The sequence below is a fragment of the Muriventricola aceti genome (genome assembly GCF_025567565.1).
Classification (GTDB): Bacteria; Bacillota; Clostridia; order Oscillospirales; family Oscillospiraceae; genus Lawsonibacter; species Lawsonibacter aceti.
Genome location: NZ_JAOQKF010000005.1, coordinates 42,998 through 59,626, shown reverse-complemented (window position 1 = coordinate 59,626; position 16,629 = coordinate 42,998). Strand labels below are relative to the sequence as shown.

The 16,629-nt window shown below is 54.5% G+C and carries 21 protein-coding genes and 2 pseudogenes; all 23 read left to right on the top strand.

Going from position 1 to position 16,629, the window contains the following annotated elements; genetic code table 11:
* Positions 1-319 (top strand): annotated as a pseudogene (locus tag OCV64_RS06930) (prepilin peptidase); the annotation flags it as partial.
* Positions 316-438 carry a hypothetical protein gene (locus OCV64_RS06925; protein WP_262669666.1) on the top strand — a complete coding sequence of 41 codons (123 nt, stop codon included), beginning with the start codon at positions 316-318 and terminating at the stop codon, positions 436-438. The pseudogene OCV64_RS06930 and the gene OCV64_RS06925, both read left to right, overlap by 4 nt.
* 37 nt (positions 439-475) lie before the next feature.
* A complete protein-coding gene (cpaB, locus tag OCV64_RS06920; protein WP_262669665.1) occupies positions 476-1,330 on the top strand; it encodes a Flp pilus assembly protein CpaB in 855 nt (284 codons plus the stop codon).
* Entirely contained in the window at positions 1,330-2,151 is an 822-nt protein-coding gene (locus tag OCV64_RS06915) for a P-loop NTPase family protein (protein ID WP_262669664.1), read from the top strand. The genes cpaB and OCV64_RS06915 overlap by 1 nt, the downstream gene beginning before the upstream one ends.
* Before the next feature lie 287 nt (positions 2,152-2,438).
* Positions 2,439-3,863, top strand: a complete 1,425-nt coding sequence (locus OCV64_RS06910) for an ATPase, T2SS/T4P/T4SS family (protein ID WP_455429793.1) — start codon at positions 2,439-2,441, stop codon at positions 3,861-3,863.
* Positions 3,860-4,789 (top strand): type II secretion system F family protein, encoded by a 930-nt coding sequence (locus OCV64_RS06905; RefSeq protein WP_262669663.1) that lies wholly within the window; start codon positions 3,860-3,862, stop codon positions 4,787-4,789. Before OCV64_RS06910 ends, OCV64_RS06905 begins: the two co-directional genes overlap by 4 nt.
* A 4-nt stretch (positions 4,790-4,793) precedes the next feature.
* Positions 4,794-5,666: a secretion protein F gene (locus tag OCV64_RS06900; protein WP_262669662.1), complete on the top strand. Its 873-nt coding sequence runs from the start codon at positions 4,794-4,796 to the stop codon at positions 5,664-5,666.
* Between the two features lie 12 nt (positions 5,667-5,678).
* Positions 5,679-6,275, top strand: coding sequence for a DUF3848 domain-containing protein (locus OCV64_RS06895; protein ID WP_262669661.1), 597 nt, complete (start codon positions 5,679-5,681; stop codon positions 6,273-6,275).
* Complete coding sequence (locus tag OCV64_RS06890; RefSeq protein ID WP_394803826.1) at positions 6,272-6,667, top strand: DUF4320 family protein; 396 nt, start codon at positions 6,272-6,274, stop codon at positions 6,665-6,667. The genes OCV64_RS06895 and OCV64_RS06890 overlap by 4 nt, the downstream gene beginning before the upstream one ends.
* Entirely contained in the window at positions 6,664-7,209 is a 546-nt protein-coding gene (locus OCV64_RS06885; RefSeq protein ID WP_262669659.1) for a hypothetical protein, read from the top strand. The genes OCV64_RS06890 and OCV64_RS06885 overlap by 4 nt, the downstream gene beginning before the upstream one ends.
* A 194-nt stretch (positions 7,210-7,403) precedes the next feature.
* Positions 7,404-7,961, top strand: a complete 558-nt coding sequence (locus OCV64_RS06880) for a DUF6550 family protein (RefSeq protein WP_262669658.1) — start codon at positions 7,404-7,406, stop codon at positions 7,959-7,961.
* A gap of 65 nt (positions 7,962-8,026) precedes the next feature.
* Entirely contained in the window at positions 8,027-9,724 is a 1,698-nt protein-coding gene (locus OCV64_RS06875; RefSeq protein ID WP_262669657.1) for a hypothetical protein, read from the top strand.
* A 93-nt stretch (positions 9,725-9,817) separates the two neighbouring features.
* Entirely contained in the window at positions 9,818-10,354 is a 537-nt protein-coding gene (locus OCV64_RS06870; protein WP_262669656.1) for a hypothetical protein, read from the top strand.
* Between the two features lie 103 nt (positions 10,355-10,457).
* Positions 10,458-10,799, top strand: coding sequence for a DUF3852 domain-containing protein (locus OCV64_RS06865; RefSeq protein ID WP_262669655.1), 342 nt, complete (start codon positions 10,458-10,460; stop codon positions 10,797-10,799).
* Positions 10,800-10,835: 36 nt separating this feature from the next.
* The gene (locus OCV64_RS06860; RefSeq protein ID WP_262669654.1) at positions 10,836-11,354 is read left to right on the top strand and encodes a hypothetical protein; all 519 of its coding nucleotides are present in this window, start codon (positions 10,836-10,838) and stop codon (positions 11,352-11,354) included.
* Positions 11,355-11,372: 18 nt separating this feature from the next.
* Positions 11,373-11,801, top strand: a complete 429-nt coding sequence (locus OCV64_RS06855; RefSeq protein WP_262669653.1) for a hypothetical protein — start codon at positions 11,373-11,375, stop codon at positions 11,799-11,801.
* A 129-nt stretch (positions 11,802-11,930) separates the two neighbouring features.
* Positions 11,931-12,839, top strand: coding sequence for a conjugal transfer protein TrbL family protein (locus OCV64_RS06850; protein ID WP_262669652.1), 909 nt, complete (start codon positions 11,931-11,933; stop codon positions 12,837-12,839).
* Complete coding sequence (locus OCV64_RS06845) at positions 12,836-13,225, top strand: DUF7768 domain-containing protein (protein ID WP_262669651.1); 390 nt, start codon at positions 12,836-12,838, stop codon at positions 13,223-13,225. Before OCV64_RS06850 ends, OCV64_RS06845 begins: the two co-directional genes overlap by 4 nt.
* Positions 13,225-13,599, top strand: a pseudogene (locus tag OCV64_RS16175) (DNA cytosine methyltransferase); the annotation flags it as partial. The gene OCV64_RS06845 and the pseudogene OCV64_RS16175, both read left to right, overlap by 1 nt.
* Entirely contained in the window at positions 13,535-15,085 is a 1,551-nt protein-coding gene (locus OCV64_RS06840; protein ID WP_394803821.1) for a DNA cytosine methyltransferase, read from the top strand. The pseudogene OCV64_RS16175 and the gene OCV64_RS06840, both read left to right, overlap by 65 nt.
* Before the next feature lie 24 nt (positions 15,086-15,109).
* The gene (locus tag OCV64_RS06835; protein ID WP_262669650.1) at positions 15,110-15,676 is read left to right on the top strand and encodes a hypothetical protein; all 567 of its coding nucleotides are present in this window, start codon (positions 15,110-15,112) and stop codon (positions 15,674-15,676) included.
* An 11-nt stretch (positions 15,677-15,687) separates the two neighbouring features.
* Positions 15,688-15,969 carry a hypothetical protein gene (locus OCV64_RS06830; protein WP_262669649.1) on the top strand — a complete coding sequence of 94 codons (282 nt, stop codon included), beginning with the start codon at positions 15,688-15,690 and terminating at the stop codon, positions 15,967-15,969.
* 4 nt (positions 15,970-15,973) lie between these two features.
* The gene (locus OCV64_RS06825; protein ID WP_262669744.1) at positions 15,974-16,564 is read left to right on the top strand and encodes a hypothetical protein; all 591 of its coding nucleotides are present in this window, start codon (positions 15,974-15,976) and stop codon (positions 16,562-16,564) included.
* Positions 16,565-16,629 lie beyond the last annotated feature (65 nt).

Here is a 16,629-nt window from a genome sequence, read left to right as displayed (position 1 = left end):
CCCCGCCCGCTTTATTGGACAAATGCTCGGACCTTTAGCTGCGCTGCCATTCCTCGGAGTTGCAATGATTTTCCCAGACCGAGCCGGTGGAGGCGACATCAAGTTTGTTGCCGCCGCAGGCTTTGTTCTGGGCCTGCTCCCAGCATTGTGGGGCAGCATTTTGGGGCTGGCCATTGCCATCGGATACGCTGCCGCACGGGCTGGCATTGAAAAGCACTGCACATCAACACCAACGCCAATCGGCCAAATAGCGATCCCTTTAGCCCCCTTTCTTTCCATTGGTTTTGCCACATTCTATGTTTTGGAGGTTGTGAGATGAAAAAGCTTCGTATTGAGAAAAAGACTGCTCTCAAATGCATCGGCATTCTGGCTCCCTTGGCTGCCGCCGCTGTCATCGTACCCAAGGTGTTTCGGCGCAAGCGGATGAACCGCATCTAAGTACTTTGATCCCAATTTAAAGGAGGTTATTCCCCGTATGAGCTTTTTGAGAAACCGCACCGTGATCGGTGTGTTCTGTATCCTGCTTTCCGTCCTCATCTGCTTCGGGCTGACTCCGCTCTTCAACCGGGTGGTATCCCAGAAGGTCGAGATCGTCCGGGTCACCCAGCCCGTCCGTGCCGGCGAGCAGATCACCGATGACATGGTTCAGATGGTCCAGGTCGGCGGGTACAATCTGCCTGACAATATCCTGCATGAGAAGGCCAACGCCGTAGGCAAATACGCTACGGCCGATCTTGCCGTTGGTGATTATATCATCAATACCAAGATCTCTGATGTTCCGGCAGCTGACAATGCCTATCTTTATGACCTCGACGGCAGCCAGCAGGCTATCTCGGTCACGATTCGCTCCTTCGCCAATGGCCTGTCTGGCAAGCTGCAGAGCGGCGATATCGTTTCTGTTGTTGCCCCTGACTACAAACAGCAAGGCCAGACTGTCATCCCGCCTGAGCTTCAGTATGTGGAAGTGATCAGCGTGACTGCGTCCACCGGGTATGATGCCAACACCGGAGAGGCTCAGACCGATGATGAGGATGGAAAAGAGCTGCCCAGCACGGTCACCCTGCTGGTCACGCCTGAACAGAGCAAGGTGCTGGCCGAGCTGGAGGAGGAAGGTACCATCCATCTGACTCTGGTTTACCGCGGGAGCAAGGAGAATGCTGAAAAGTTCCTCTCCGCACAGGATGATGTTCTGTTGGAGATCTATCCCCCCGAGCCTGATCCCGAGGAAGCGCCCCAGGAAGAAACTACGCAGGAGGAAACTCCCGCAGGGACCGAAGATCCTGAAGAAACGGAGGTGGAAACTCCCGCCGAGTCCGAGGAGGTGGCCTGATGCTGAACTTCAAGAAAGGGAGCATCTTCTCCCGCTCGGAGGGAAATGAAGATGCCTATGAGGAATATGAGCAGGAGGACCAGGGTGGCGTGCTGGCAGTCTGGGGCAGCCCCGGCAGCGGCAAGACCACCGTCGCCGCACGGATCGCAAAGCACCTTGCCGGTAAGCACAAAAATACGATCCTGCTCCTGTGCGATATGTCCGCCCCCATGCTGCCTTGTATTTGTCCGCCCAGAGATCTGGAGAACAAGGGCTCTCTGGGAAGCGTATTGGCTGCCGCCCATGTGTCCGACAGTCTGATCCGGAACAACCTCACCACCCACAGGCGGCTGGGGTATCTCTCCATGCTGGGGCTGGTGAAGGGCGAGTCGGAATACACCTACCCGCCCTACAGCGATGTGCAGGCCCGTGAGCTCATCGACGGCCTGCGGAACATCGCGCCCTATGTGGTGATCGACTGCGGGAGCTATATCGCCAACGATATCCTCTCAGCTGTGGCGCTGATGGAATCGGACGCTGTCCTTCGTCTCGCCAACGCCGACCTGAAATCCATCAGCTACCTGTCCAGCCAGCTCCCGCTCCTGAAGGACGCGGGCTGGGATCTGGATAAGCAGTATAAGACCGCCAGCAATGTCAAACCCCAGCAGGCTGGTGACCACATGGCAAGGGCACTGGGTACGGTGGCATTTACGCTGCCGTACTCTGCTGAGGTGGAGTCCCTGTATCTGGCTGGTGACCTGCTGGGCGAACTCTCCATGAAGGATAGCCGAGTCTTCCGCAAGGAGATTGAGAAGATCGCCAAGGAGGTGTTTGGGTGTTAGGAGAAAAGCGCAACCTGTCCCTCTTTGGTTCCCAGCCCGCCCAGGAGGAGAAGCAAGTCAAGCACATCACCGTAGACCGTGACGGCGAAAAGAAAGATATCCCCCTGTACTTCGGCCCGGACTGGCCTGTCGTCAATGGCACTGGTGATACTGTTCCTTCTCCCAGTGACGGCCTGCCCTCCTGTCAAGCAGAGGGCACAGCGGAAAAAGCAGAAGAAGCGGCTCCTGTTGAGCCTACACCGCAGGATACACCCGCCAGCACAGCCGACAGTTCACCGGACGCAGATGTGCAGTATCCCGATGACTCGCCCCGCAGAACGCTGGCCAGCAATACTGTGGTGGCCAACCGTACTCATGCACTTTTCTTTGCACCGGAGGGCGACAGCCGGGACTTCAACAGTGTTCTCAAGGAAGTGCAGGAGTATATCTCCGGCAAATACTCCTCCCTGATCACCGATGGTGGGGACGAGGATGCGAAAAGCCAGATCAAGCGGTATATCACCAAGTATGTGCAGGACCAGCGTATTGCGGTCAAAGGATATTCCGCAGATGGACTGGTGGATGCCCTCTACACAGAAATGGCGGAATTTGGCCTTTTGACCAAGTATATCTTCGGGACCGGCATTGAGGAGATCAACATCAACTCCTGGCGGGACATCGAGGTGCTGTACTCCAATGGGCAGATGGTCAAGCTGGATGAACATTTCGACAGTCCCAGCCATGCCATCAATGTGATCCGCCGTATGCTTCATGTGTCTGGTATGGTGCTGGACAACGCCAGTCCCGCCGTCCTGGGCCACCTCAGCAAGAATATCCGTATTGCTGTGCTCAAGACGCCGCTGGTGGATGAGGATGTGGGCGTCACCGCCTCCATTCGAATCGTCAACCCGCAGAACATGCAAAAGGATGACTTTGTCCGTGGCGGCACCGCTACCGGGGATATGCTGGACTTTTTGTCCGCCTGCCTGCGGTACGGAGTTTCCGTTTGTGTGGCCGGAGCCACCGGCAGCGGCAAGACCACAGTGGCTGGATGGCTGCTGACCACAATTCCCGACAATAAGCGTGTGTTCACCATTGAGAATGGCTCCCGCGAACTGGATCTGGTCCGCGAGAAGGATGGAAAGGTCTGCAACAGCGTCATCCACACCCTCACCCGTGAATCTGAGAACGCCAAGCAGAATATCGATCAGGATATGCTGCTGGATATGGCGCTGCGTTACCACCCCGACATTATCTGTGTAGGCGAGATGCGCTCCGCCGAGGCGTATGCGGCGCAGGAAGCTGCCCGAACCGGCCACGGTGTGCTGACCACTATCCACTCCAACTCCTCACAGGCCACCTGGCGGCGCATGGTCACGCTGTGTAAGCGCAAGCATGAGATGTCCGACGACACCCTCATGGACCTGGTCACCGAGGCATTTCCTGTGGTGGCCTTTGCCAAGCAGCTGGAGGACAAGAGCCGCAAAATCATGGAGATCATGGAATGTGTGATCCAGCCGGATGGTTCCCGCCAGTACAACACTCTCTATCATTTTGCGATCGAGGACAACCGGCTGGAAGATGGCAAATATTATATCAATGGGCGCCATGAGCCGGTCCATCCAATCTCCGCGAATCTTCAAAAACACTTCATCGACAACGGAATGCCACAGCAGGAGCTGGACAAGCTGCTGGCAGGCTTCCATCAAAAACAAGGAGGTGAACCTGTGTGACGACCATACAGCTTATGGCCTGTTTCGGCATGGTGGTCGGATTTTTTGTACTGCTGGGCATCACCCCCTCGGATTTTACCGAGGGGGTATTCCGGCAGATCACCAGCAAGCCCAAGAACATCCGGGACGAGATCAACGAGTCCACACAGCGCAAGAAAAAATTCATCCTACGCCGTGAGATCGAGGAAACTCAAAACATTCTTCGCATGACAGGGCGGGAGGCAAAGTTTCCGGCCATTTGCGCCATGTCGCTGCTGCTCTTTCTCGTGGGGGCGTCGTTCGCTTTTCTCATCGGCAACTTCTTCCTCGTTCCCGTCCTGGCCGCTGGCATGATGTTCATCCCATTTTGGTACATCAGGCTGACTGCGGCCTACTTTAAGAAAGCGATCTCCGCAGAGCTGGAAACGGCACTATCCATCATCACCACATCTTATCTCCGTAACGAGGACATCCAGACCGCAGTTGAGGAGAATCTGGAATACCTCAATCCGCCAGTCAAAAGCGCCTTTGCGGAATTTCTGACCAGGATCAAGCTGGTCGATCCAGATGTGGATGCCGCCCTGCGGGATCTCAGCACCAAGATCGACAACGCTGTATTCCGGGAATGGGTGGCCGCGCTGCTGACCTGCCGCTATGATCGGGGTATGAAGACCACCCTGACGCCTATTGTCGCCAAGCTGAGCGATATGCGGATCGTCAATGGTGAACTGGAAAACATGGTCTTTGAACCCCGCAAGGAGTTTATTGTCATGCAGATCCTCGTTCTTGGCAACATCCCGCTGCTCTATTTTCTCAATCAGGAATGGTACGATATCCTGATGCACACGCCGATGGGACAGATTATTCTGGCAGTCTGTGCGGCTGTCCTGTTTATCAGCACAGCAGCGGTCATCAAGCTGACCCAGCCCATTGAATACAAGAGGTGACGCTATGGAATTATTGCTGATTTTGTGCGGGGTGTTTCTGGCGCTTGGCCTCTTTTTCGTTGCGGCGGATCTGTTCAAACTGCCTCGCCTCGCTACCCAAAAGGCGCTTCTCTCTGCCGGCCGTCAGGAAAAGAAACAGGCCCGCACCACAGATGTACTCCTTATGGGCTGGGCCGTCAAGCTGGCCCCGCACATTCACATGGACGAATACAAGCACAGCCGCCTGAAAAACACGCTGAATGCCGCTGGCCTTGGCATGACACCAGAGGAATATACGGCCTTTGCTGCCGTGAAAGCCGCAGCGGTGATGCTTGGCATTCTCCCTTGCCTGCTTCTGTTTCCTCTGCTGGCATTGGTCGTGATCCTTCTGGCCGTGATGGTCTATTTCAAAGAGATCCGCCGGGCAGACGAAAAGCTGAGCGGCAAGCGGGATGAGATTGAATCCGAGCTGCCGCGCTTTGTGGCCACAATCACCCAGGAGCTGGCCAACAGCCGTGATGTGCTGAGCATGGTGGAGCATTACAAGCAAAACGCCGGTGCTACCTTTGCCGCTGAACTGGATATTCTCACCGCAGATATGCGCTCCGGCTCCTACGAGGCAGCACTGACCCGCTTTGAGGCCCGTTTCAATTCTCCGCTCCTCTCCGATGTGGTTCGAGGGCTCATCGGTGTACTGCGAGGAGACGATGGCGTCCACTACTTTCAAATGCTCGCCCATGATATGAAACAGCTGGAACTCCAGCGCCTAAAGGCGAAGGCGATGAAGATACCGCCCAAAATCCGGGTGTTTTCCTTCATCCTGCTCATGTGCTTCTTGGTGACCTATCTGGCCATCATCATCTTCCAGATCCTCAACTCCCTTAGCGGAATGTTCTGAGGAGGCCGCACTATGAATTATAAAAAGGAACTGAAGAAAAAAATCAATGCAGACTATGAGCGGCGAGTCAAGCAGTGGATGGCCTCAGATCCTGCGCAGTTGATGGACACCGTTGAAGTGATTGCTGCCACAAGGCTGATCCATGACAACATCGACGAAGCTGTTACCGATCACGATGCACAGTTTCTGCTCGGCCTGGATGATCCATTGGGCTATATTACCGACCGCTGGATCTCGGAAAACGGTGCGGACAGCTCACACAAAGAAGAACTTCAGCACTGTGTGTGGACGCTGCAACAGGATTTTGGCGATGTCCAGATCCCCGCGACTGTCCGAGATTTCCTGATGGATCACAAGGGCGGAGTGTTTTCGCTGATGACACCCTGCGGTTATGTTTCTCTGACGGAAGCACAGGCAGAAAGCCTGCTCGACGGACACAGGATAAGGTCGCACCCCGGTGTGGCAGATGCTTCTATGGAAGTTTCTGCCGACGAGATCCTCACACAGACGGTCATATCGGCAAACCGGCAGAACGGTGTGTGGTATCTCATGACGGAATTCCCTGAGCAGACGCAGAGTCCCACAGAAATGGAGGTGAACATGTGCTGAAACGAGTCTTGCGCTCCCGCCGCGGCGAAGGCTACATTGATGTCTGCGTCCTGGTGATATGCGCCATGCTGGTCATTGCGCTGGCCGTTAAAATCATGCCTGTCTACATCGCCAAACAGCAGCTGGACACCTTTGCCACAGAGCTTGTGCGTGAGGCAGAGCTGTATGGCCGCGTAGGGACCGAAACCACACGCCGGACTCAGTCACTGCGGGAGCAGACAGGTCTGGACCCGGATATTAGCTGGAGCAGCACGGGCCGCATCCAGCTCAACCAGGAGGTCACTGTCGTCCTGACCTATGAAACCAACCTGGGCCTCTTTGCTGGATTTGGCAGCTTTCCAATCACCCTCCGCTCCGAGGCAACGGGGAAAAGCGAGGTGTATTGGAAATGAGTCGATTCAAGCAAGCGATCAGGGATCGCCGGGGTGTTTCCTTCCCGCTGATCGTTGCCGTCACCCTTTCCCTTGTGATCCTTCTGTGCGGCGTAAGCGAGTACCTCCGGCTCCTCATTGTGGCGCAGGGGGTTCGGGATGCTGTTCAGGAAGCGGTCATTTCTACGGTCAACGACAACTATGACGATGTGTACCATGGGGTGCGGGAGGGTTACTCCGGCGCCTATCAGCCTATGGCCGGAGATTTTGAAGAATCATTGGACTACGGCGACATCTATGGCCGGCTGGACTCCCTTTTGAACCTGCGCAGTCATGGTGGGTATCATGTGCAATATACCGAGGATGGCAAGATGGAGTTCCGTGTATGGAATCTAAGCGTCGACCTTCGGAACGCATCCTTCGCGTCGGCCGACAGTGCTGGCAACCGGCTGGTTGCCGACTGTGAAATCGAGCTGGAAGTGCCAGTCTCCTTTGGAGGCAGGCTTTTACCGCCCATGCGGATGACTGTAAAGGTAAGCGCCGGGTACACGCCCCGTTTCTGACTGAGCCATCAAAAAAGTCTCTTTTGTAACCACTGCAATTATAGACTTCCGCACTCTTTTGTGGTAGGGTTCGAGTTGACAAGAGGCAAGTGGCGTAGGAAAATAGTATCAAGATCATATCGATCAGCCGCTACGCCAAAACAACCGCATGACGAATCGACCTGAGCGCCGACTTACAGAAAAGGAGGATACCAATGAAAGACAGCACCAAAAAGTGGCTGACCATTACTGGAGGACTTGTGATCTGTGCGATCCTGGTGTTTGTAATCTCCCAGCAGTTCACAAAGGATAAGCCTACTGACGATCTGCCTCCCGTCAACAGCTCCCAGCAGGGAGAGGTCGTGGTTGACCCTGACGGCAGCATCCCCACCACCGATCCTGATGCTTCTTCCGATATCAATGAAAATGACCTGACGGTCAATCCCCAGACTCCGTCTAACGATACCAGTTCGAATGCTGGAAACGGCGCTGTCTCCAGCGGGACAGAGCAGACCATCCAGGCAGATCCCGAGGTGCCGGAGGAGCCTGACGAGGAGACGCTGACTGACCCCAGCCAAAAGCCGGACGGTACGCCGGTCGAGGGAACGCCTACTCCTGAAGACCATGATACCTACCAGCCCCCCGAGCCGCCCTCCACCAATACCGGAGGTGGGCTGCCTGGTTTCGATAATGTCCCCAACGCCGGCGGGAACCAGGGCGGCACAATCGACAGTGATGGCGATATCAACAAGCAGGTCGGCACAATGGGCTGATCCAATCAATATGGCAGAAAAGCACAGCTTCGGCTGTGCTTTTTTGTTGCCTGAAAGGAGGCAAAATGAAACGAATCATCAGTGTCCTGCTGTCGTTTGCCATCATGCTGACTGCCCTTTGCATCCCTGCCTTTGCAGAAGGTGAAACAGGAGGCTCTGGAAATATTGATGGCGGTGGCGGTTCCATGGGCGATGCTACAAGCCATGGCAGCTGGAATCCTGGAAATGAGGGTGTGCGCATTACCGTTGTTCGTGCCAGCAATCATGCTGTCGTGACCACGCCTTTCGACCTGACAAATAAGCAGCCTGCTGCGGGGATCTATCATTTTGGAAAAGTAAGCAAGATCCAGTATAACAATGGGACTGCTTTATCACCAGTTCAAGGCGGATATGCTTACAAGAACCCTGCTCAACCGATCCCCAGGATTATCAGCACCAACGGAAACAACAATATCGAGGCAATCAAACGATACTTTTGCTCCGAATATGCTGTAAAACTGATTGCAGAACAAACCGGCATGGATTACGAAACACTCATCGGCGGTGAATATAAAATCCTTCTTGAGCCTATCGCCTATTACAAATATGAAGGCGTCATGATCGCCACTACTGCAACGGAGGCCGCCCTTTATGACGAGGTGGTCAGCGGTCATCTGCGGACATGGATGGGGAGCCTGACGCATAAGAATCTGCCGCTGGCTATGTTCCTGGAAACGCCGGATCTGGGCTATCCGGCATGGTCCGGCTCCACGACCTCAAAGGTGAGCAACTCCGACATCAAGTCGTCCCTCGGCCTTGGAATCGTCCGGTTCGAGGAGCGGCCGGAGGAGCCAGTCATCACCACCTACGACTACGAGTACCGGACTAACACAGAGGTCATTACGGCGGTGGAGGTCAGCGGCGGGCAGAGTGACCCGGATAATCCGGTCACTGTGCGGTTCCACATCAATGGAACCACCTATACGGTCAGCAACATCTACTACCCGGACGGCGACTCCCAGTTGGCCTGGGTGCGCTGGACCACACCGGATGAGGCGCAGGATATGACCATTGATGTGGATGTGTCCGGCCCCGGCTCGGCACAGGCCACAATCCATTGCAAGATCGTTGACCTGAACCAGAACCCGCCCCCGAATCCGGTTGCGGATGACCGCAACGACTCTTTTTCGCCAGCCGCACTCCCTTCCAGAGCAGAAAAAACAACAGCTCAGTGGAGCATCTGGCGCCCTTGGTGGTATGCGTACTGGGTGTGGCATAGCACTGGCAAGAATAGTGGATACTGGTGTGATCATGGATGGTGGGAATTTGACCTGGACCGCTACACTGCCAGTCTTTCCGCTACTATGGAGATCACCCCGGACGAAAAGAATCCCACTGCCAGCGGGACCACAATGAAATCTGGCTATGGTCTCAACGAGGTGGTCACCGCCAGAGTCAGCAGCTCCCAACGCTCGGCCACCACTGCCCTCCAGAATGCGGTCAGCTATTTCCCGGAATTTGGCTATGATTTGTTCTGGCGGCTGCTGGATCGCATCTCGGTCAGTCCCTCCTCCTCCCGCCTGGAATTCCAGATGAATGAGTACAGCACCTACGACCGGCGCACACATTTTACTCCTATCTGGTACCCGGACGGCGCCTATACCGTTAACACATGGGTCATCGATTGCTGGACACCGGTCGGGATGCTCTCTGTCAATCTCAACGATACGCTCACGATCAGCGGGAATCTCTGGGATGACTGGCATATAGCGCCGATGCGATAACAGAAGGCATGACCTTGGATGACCTATAGCCCCGAGAAAATGAAAAGCAAACTGTCATCAGGACTGGCTTTTCACATGCCAAGGAGGTGAAACATGAAGCCGGAGGCACACGATAAATCGGAGTTCCTTCGAGAAGCTGCAAAGGAGCTTCTTGAAGATGGCCAGCCGCATTCTTATGGTGAGATCGTGAAATTCATTCGGGGACGGGCGGAAGGCACTAACTGGGAAGGCCAGGTCGAGGTCAACAATGTCTGGCATGTGCTGGATGATCTGGTTAAGACTACTGACACCCCATATGGAAAAGCACGGCGAGGTGTGTATCAGAAAAATGCACCTTCTGTACTGCCGCCCTTAATACAGACCCAAGCCATTTCGCTGTACGACATTCTGGATCAGGCGGTAGATCTGCTGGAAAAGTTGGAGCAGTACCATCACGCTGCTCAAAACGATCCTGATCCGGCCATGAACAGTGAAATGCAAAACACGATATACGCCAGCACCTTTCAAGAGTTCGACCGTGGTGTGGACTGGTTGACTTACTGGCTTGCAGAGATCGAGGATCAACATCAGAAGGAGGATGAGCAAAATGCTGTAAATGAAATAGGCAAAGACATGTCGATGTCCATGTAATTCTGTAAAGCGGGCCGTGGAATGCAGCTCCACAGCCTGCTTAAAACTTAATGTCTTGGACTGCATTCTACGGCCTTTCTTGCTAAAAGAAAGGTGGTTTTTTATGTTCAAGTACAAAAAGTTCTTCTGTATGCTTCTGATTCTCCTGCTGGCAGTTTGTCTGCTCAGCACCACGGCCTTTGCCGCCGGCACCGGCGATGTGGCCGGTGCTATCGAGGGCACCTGGAACGATGCGTCCGACCAGATTAAAGCTGTAGTCAACAACGTGGTCTTTCCCGTGATCGATCTGATTTTGGCGGTATTTTTCTTTGCGAAGTTGGGTATGGCCTACTTTGACTATAGGAAGCACGGCCAGTTTGAATGGACTGCACCGGCCATCCTGTTTGCCTGCCTGATCTTCACCCTTACTGCCCCCACTTATGTGTGGAGCATTTTGGGCATGTAACCCAAAAGGACAGGGCGGAAAAAGGAGGTGAAAACCATGTCCAATGCTATCAACTCCACCAAACTGGAAGCATTGGTGGCAGAGAATAAACGGTGCTTTTCGAAAGACCTGGCCTCTGCCGCCGAGCAGCTCTATGCACTGGAGAATCATATCCAAGGGCGGCCGGGGGCGTTTGCACAGTGGCTTCGGATCGCTTATGAACTCAACGAAGATTTTGAGCAGCGGTTTGACAAAGTGGCAAATGAGATATGTGAGGCCATTCAGGACTCCGATCAAGTGTATGGCCGGGCAATTGCCAAGTATCTCTATAACACGCAAACCATTGTCCTTCCATCGGAACTCGGGTGCGCTGCCCATTACTTGTCCTGTGGTGGAAATGAGGAAACACTGGCAGACCTGGCCGCCGCTGGCTTTTTTGGAGCAGACTCCACCCATGATGAGCTCTGCCGTGTTATTGCATATATGAACGCAGGTGGGTCAGCAGATCATGCAGCCTATGCGGCAGAGCATGCGGATACTGACCTTGAAAGAAACGGCTCCATGACACTGTCGTAAAGGAGAGGATGATCGAACTTGAATGCATTCGAGATGGAACTGAGGAAAATACTTTCGCAAAGTAAGGAATCAGCGCATACCACCTATGTGGGCAGGGCCGCATATATCCAGGTTGCCCCAGAGCTGCGAGCCAAGCTGGAATTTGTTTCTCTGAACATCGCCAATCAGTATAATGCGCTCAAACTGACTGTGCTTAACCGGGTCGATGGCGCGGTGGATATCAACATTCTCCGTTTTGGTGATCTGCTGGGAAAGAAAATGGTCAGCAACCCCAATTTTTCAGACGGGGTGATGCCCCACCTCTGGGACGATTATGGGAAGGTCGGCTGGTATGTGTACCAGCCGACCCAGGCGGATTACAAGTTGTTGGCTGGCGTTGTAGATGAGTACTTGCAGATATTCCAGAGCCAGGAGGAAGCGCAGGGGCATATCCCTCAAATGTGCTGACCACTAAAACTCAGGGAAACAAACAGAACCAGGGGCCGTGCTCAGTCACGGCCCCTGTGCCTTTTGCGCGGGGGGCGAAATTCACCACTGGCACGGCCTCTCTTTTTCAGAAAGAGGTGATACGACCAGATGTTTATTTTAGACTTTTTCCTTGGTGGACTGATGGATCAGCTCATCGACTGGATCTACAGCCAGCTCGTGGGCTTCTTTGGCAACTTCTTTTCTGCGATGGGCAACATGGGCGTGGAACTCTTTGATATGCCGTGGGTGCAGTCCATCGTTCTCTTCTTTTCTTATCTGGGCTGGGCATTGTACGGAGTCGGTCTGGTAGTCGCCGTATTCGAAGTGGGGATCGAGTGCCAAACCGGACGAGCGAATGTCAAGGATGCCGCCCTCAATGCCATCAAGGGGTTTCTGGCTGTGGGCTGTTTTACGCTGGTGCCAGTGGAGCTTTATAAACTCTCTGTCACCTTGCAGGCCAGCCTGACCGCTGGGATCACGGGATATGGCGAGGGATTTGATGTACTCTCCACTGATATCATCACTTCTTTGCAGGGAGTTGATATAGGCTCGGCAGCATCCTCCGGTGTCTTCGGCGGGATCGGAAGCATCACCAGCCCTATCATGGTCATCTTTATCATTATCATGATGGGCTACGCCATCATCAAGTGCTTTTTCTCCAACCTCAAGCGCGGCGGCATCCTGCTCATCCAGATCGCGGTCGGGTCACTCTATATGTTCTCTGTACCTCGTGGTTACATGGATGGGTTTGTGCAGTGGTGCAAGCAGATCATTGGCCTGTGCCTGACCACCTTCCTCCAGGCAACGATCCTCACTGCCGGGCTTATGGTTCTGAAAGACCATGCGCTCCTCGGCTTGGGACTCATGCTTTCTGCCGGTGAGGTGCCTCGGATCTGTGGTGCGTTTGGCTTGGATACCTCGACCCGAGCCAACATCATGTCGGCAGTTTATGCCGCGCAGACAGCGGTCAACACCACTCGGACAGTTGTTCAAACAGTGGGGGCGGCGGCAAAATGAAAAAAAGCAAGTTGATCTATATTGCCTCGCCTTATGCCGGGGATATCGAAAAAAATGTAGCCTTCGCACAGAGAGCCTGCCGCTATGCGATCCACCAGGGATATATTCCAATTGCGGTCCACCTTCTGTACCCGCAGATGCTGGACGATGGTGATCCCGCCGAGCGAGAGCTTGGGCTCCAGCTTGGACAACAGCTTCTGCGGCGGTGTGATGAACTGTGGGTGTGCGGTGACAGGATCAGTTCCGGCATGGCCCGGGAAATTTCCGAAGCCAATCAGCTGAGCATCCCAGTAAAGAACATCGACGCTCACGACATTCAGAAAGAGCAACTGCCCGCTGAGATGGAGCAGGTCACTGCTTCAGGGCAGGCGCTTGGAATAATCTGATGCCCACCATGGGGAGTCTCTTTGATGGGATCGGCGGTTTTCCTTTGGCAGCGATCCATAACGGCATCACCCCGCTGTGGGCAAGCGAGATCGAACCATTTCCCATCGAAGTCACTCGGTTGAGATTTCCGGACATGATCCATGTCGGGGATATCACAAAACTCAATGGTGCCGACCTGCCACCGGTGGACATCATCACTGGCGGCTCGCCCTGCCAGGATCTCAGCGTGGCGGGGACCAGAGCCGGTCTTGCTGGGGCTCGGTCCGGCCTGTTTATGGAGCAGATCCGAATTGTAAAAGAAATGAGGGATGCAGATGAGCGACGCGGTAGAACAGCTCACACTGTTCGACCTCGATATATGTGCTGGGAGAATGTGCCCGGAGCCTTCTCCAGCGGAACCCCCAAAGGCGAGGACTTCCGCATTGTCCTGGAGGAAATCGTTAGAGTTAAAGACCGTACCTGTTCAGTGCCTCGACCTGACTCCGGGACATGGGAATCTGCTGGGGCAATCATTCTGGGAGATCAATTCAGCCTGGCTTGGCGTGTCCTGGACGCTCAGTACTGGGGTGTCGCCCAACGCCGTAAAAGAGTGTTCCTTGTCGCAGATTTTGCAGGCCGATCCGCCCCGAAAATACTATTTGAGCAGGACAGCCTGCTTGGGAATCCTGCGTCGAGCGGATGCCAGGGGAAAGGAACTCCCATTCCAGCTCAAACAGGCTTTGCAGATACAGGCAGGAGTGATGACAGCAAGCCAGGAAATATCTGATTTAAAAGCCTACCACATCAATCAAAGAGATGAAGGTATTGACCTGCATGGCGTTTCCGGCGCGCTTATGGCAACGACAAATATGCAGATGCAGACTTTTGTTACAGGCGGGCCTGTGGTCGCCTTTGCCGCAAATCAGAGAGATGAGGTGCGCGACCTCCATGGTGTGGCCGCAGCACTTGGCGCTCAGCCGGGGATGAAACAGCAGACCTTTGTTGCAGGCATAACCGCCAAAGGCAACGGAGATTGCTTCCTCTCACCGGAACGCCACACATCGCTCAGCGGCGGCGGAGGTCAAGCTGGACAAGGATATCCTTGCATTCTGACAGCTGGCTTCTCCGCAGGGGCAGGCTCCTCAGCGGGGAGCATCGGATATGGCGAGGAAGTAGCCCCAACCTTAAAAGGAAGCGCCAGTGGAAACTGCATGCCCTCGATCCTCTGCCTCAACGACCAGGGCGGCAGTGCGATGGGCTGCAGTGAGGATGTTGCTGGAACACTTCGCGCACAGGAGCATGGCCATCAACCGTTGGTATTTGAAAACCATGGGATAGATGCACGGTACACGGGGCCTCACAAAGTCGCGCCCACAATGTCAGCCCGCTACGGCACTGGTGGGAACAATGTCCCGCTGGTGGCGCAGAGGGATGACACCTTCTGCATCACCGGCAATGCGATAGACCGACAGCCGCTGAACGGCGGGAACGGGATCGGGTATCAACAGGGCATCGCCTATACCCTCACCGCCACCGACCACCACGCTGTGTTCAGCCGACAGCGTGTGGATGTATTCAAAAATGATGATGTGGCCAGCACACAGAGCGCACGGCAACACAAGGACGCGACCGATCTGGTCGTGGATCTTGACGAGGCGCAGGATGATTCGATACTGGAAAATGAAACACTGGTTCTCCTGATTCGGCGCCTGACCCCGCTGGAATGCGAGCGTCTGCAAGGATTCCCGGATGGTTGGACGGATATCGAGGGTGCCTCCGATTCCGCCCGCTATAAAGCGCTGGGCAACTCTGTGGCGATTCCTTGTGTCGACTATGTTTTACGAGGGATCGCATGGGCCATCACAGCGCAAACAGCTTGAAATATTATGAAGGGAGATACGATCATGGAACCGATGAAAAACTTTTGTGGCTTGATCCCTGAATCTATCCATATGCGGGTGATGGCAGATAAAGGGCCTGAAATGACAAATGGTGAGTACCTCACTAAGGTTTTCACTGCTCACTTGGATCAGCCTACCACGGCGAAGCAGGATCAGCGCACCCTGGCCGTTCAGATCTCAGAGGACATGTTTCAGCAGCTGAAGTCCTACCTGGATGCCCATTCGCCCCTCACGCAAAAGGCTCTTGTCCAGAATCTTTTGAACCAGGCACTGGACCAGTGGGAACAGGGTGAGGAGCCGCTCCAGGATGCCACGCTTCAAGACAACAAGAAAGAGCGGACGCTGGCAATCGCCATGCCTGAGACTCTTTTCCAGCGCGTTGAGCAGTATCTCGAGGCGCACAATGGCGTATCCAAGCGGGCCTTCGTCGTGGGCCTGGTGTCGCAGGAACTCCGATCCTGGGAGCTGGAACAATATGAGGGCGAAGCGCAGGAGCAGGACGAAACGCAAGATCAAGAGCTTGACCTGGAGCAGGATGAACAGGGCTTTGGGATGAGCATGACGATGTGAGGTGAGCGCAAGTGTATATCTATCCGGATAACTTGAAATCCAAAGCCACGCTCTGGCTGTGGACGCTGCGGGATCTCGCCATCATCGGAATCGGCAGTTTGATCTCTGTCTTTGCGCTCTCACAGCTCGGTTTCTTTGTCCCCATCGTACTGACTGCCGCATACGCATTCCTTTCCATCCGCATGGACGACACCAGCATTCTGGACTTTCTGCGTTATGCGGTGCGCTATTTTATCCTCCAGCAGCAGAACTACTCCTGGGGGATGACCAAGACGATTCAGGAGCAGAGGTGATATGATGAGCAGAAAAAAAGAAAAGGCAGCGGCACAGAAAAAAGAAACGACCCGCCAGCTGATTGGGATCAACGACATCAGCGATTACGGACTCAAGACATCCCATGGGATGCTGGCCTTCTTTTCCGTGAAGCCGACAAACCTCTCTGTACAACCTCCGGAAGCAGTGGGCGGACGGATCTATGCCCTGATGACTGTCCTCAAGGGGCAGACAGAGATCGAGATGCTGGCCCTCAACTCTAAGGAGTCATTCGAGGATAACAAGCGTTACTATCGGGAACGCGCGGCCATGGAGGAACTTCCCGTGATCAGCCGACTGCTGGAGGCGGATGCCCGTTCCCTGGACCGGCTGCAGGTGCAAATGGCGACTGCCCGTGAGTTTTTTGTCCTGATCCGCTTCCGGGATGATCAGGACGCCGACTTCCGCACCCAACTCTCACGGGTCCAGAAAAGCCTGGAAGACCAAGGCTTCAAGGTGCGCCTTGCTGGTAAAGAGGACGCCAAGCGCATGCTGGGAGTGTACTTTGAGCAAAATGCTACCACCGAAAAGTACGAAGATTTTGACGGGGAGCGTTGGATCGTGCTGAACGACTGACGCTCATGCAAATGCCAATTGGCCGTGAGAGTAATTTCTTGGACGGCCATCTGGCGGAACAGGAT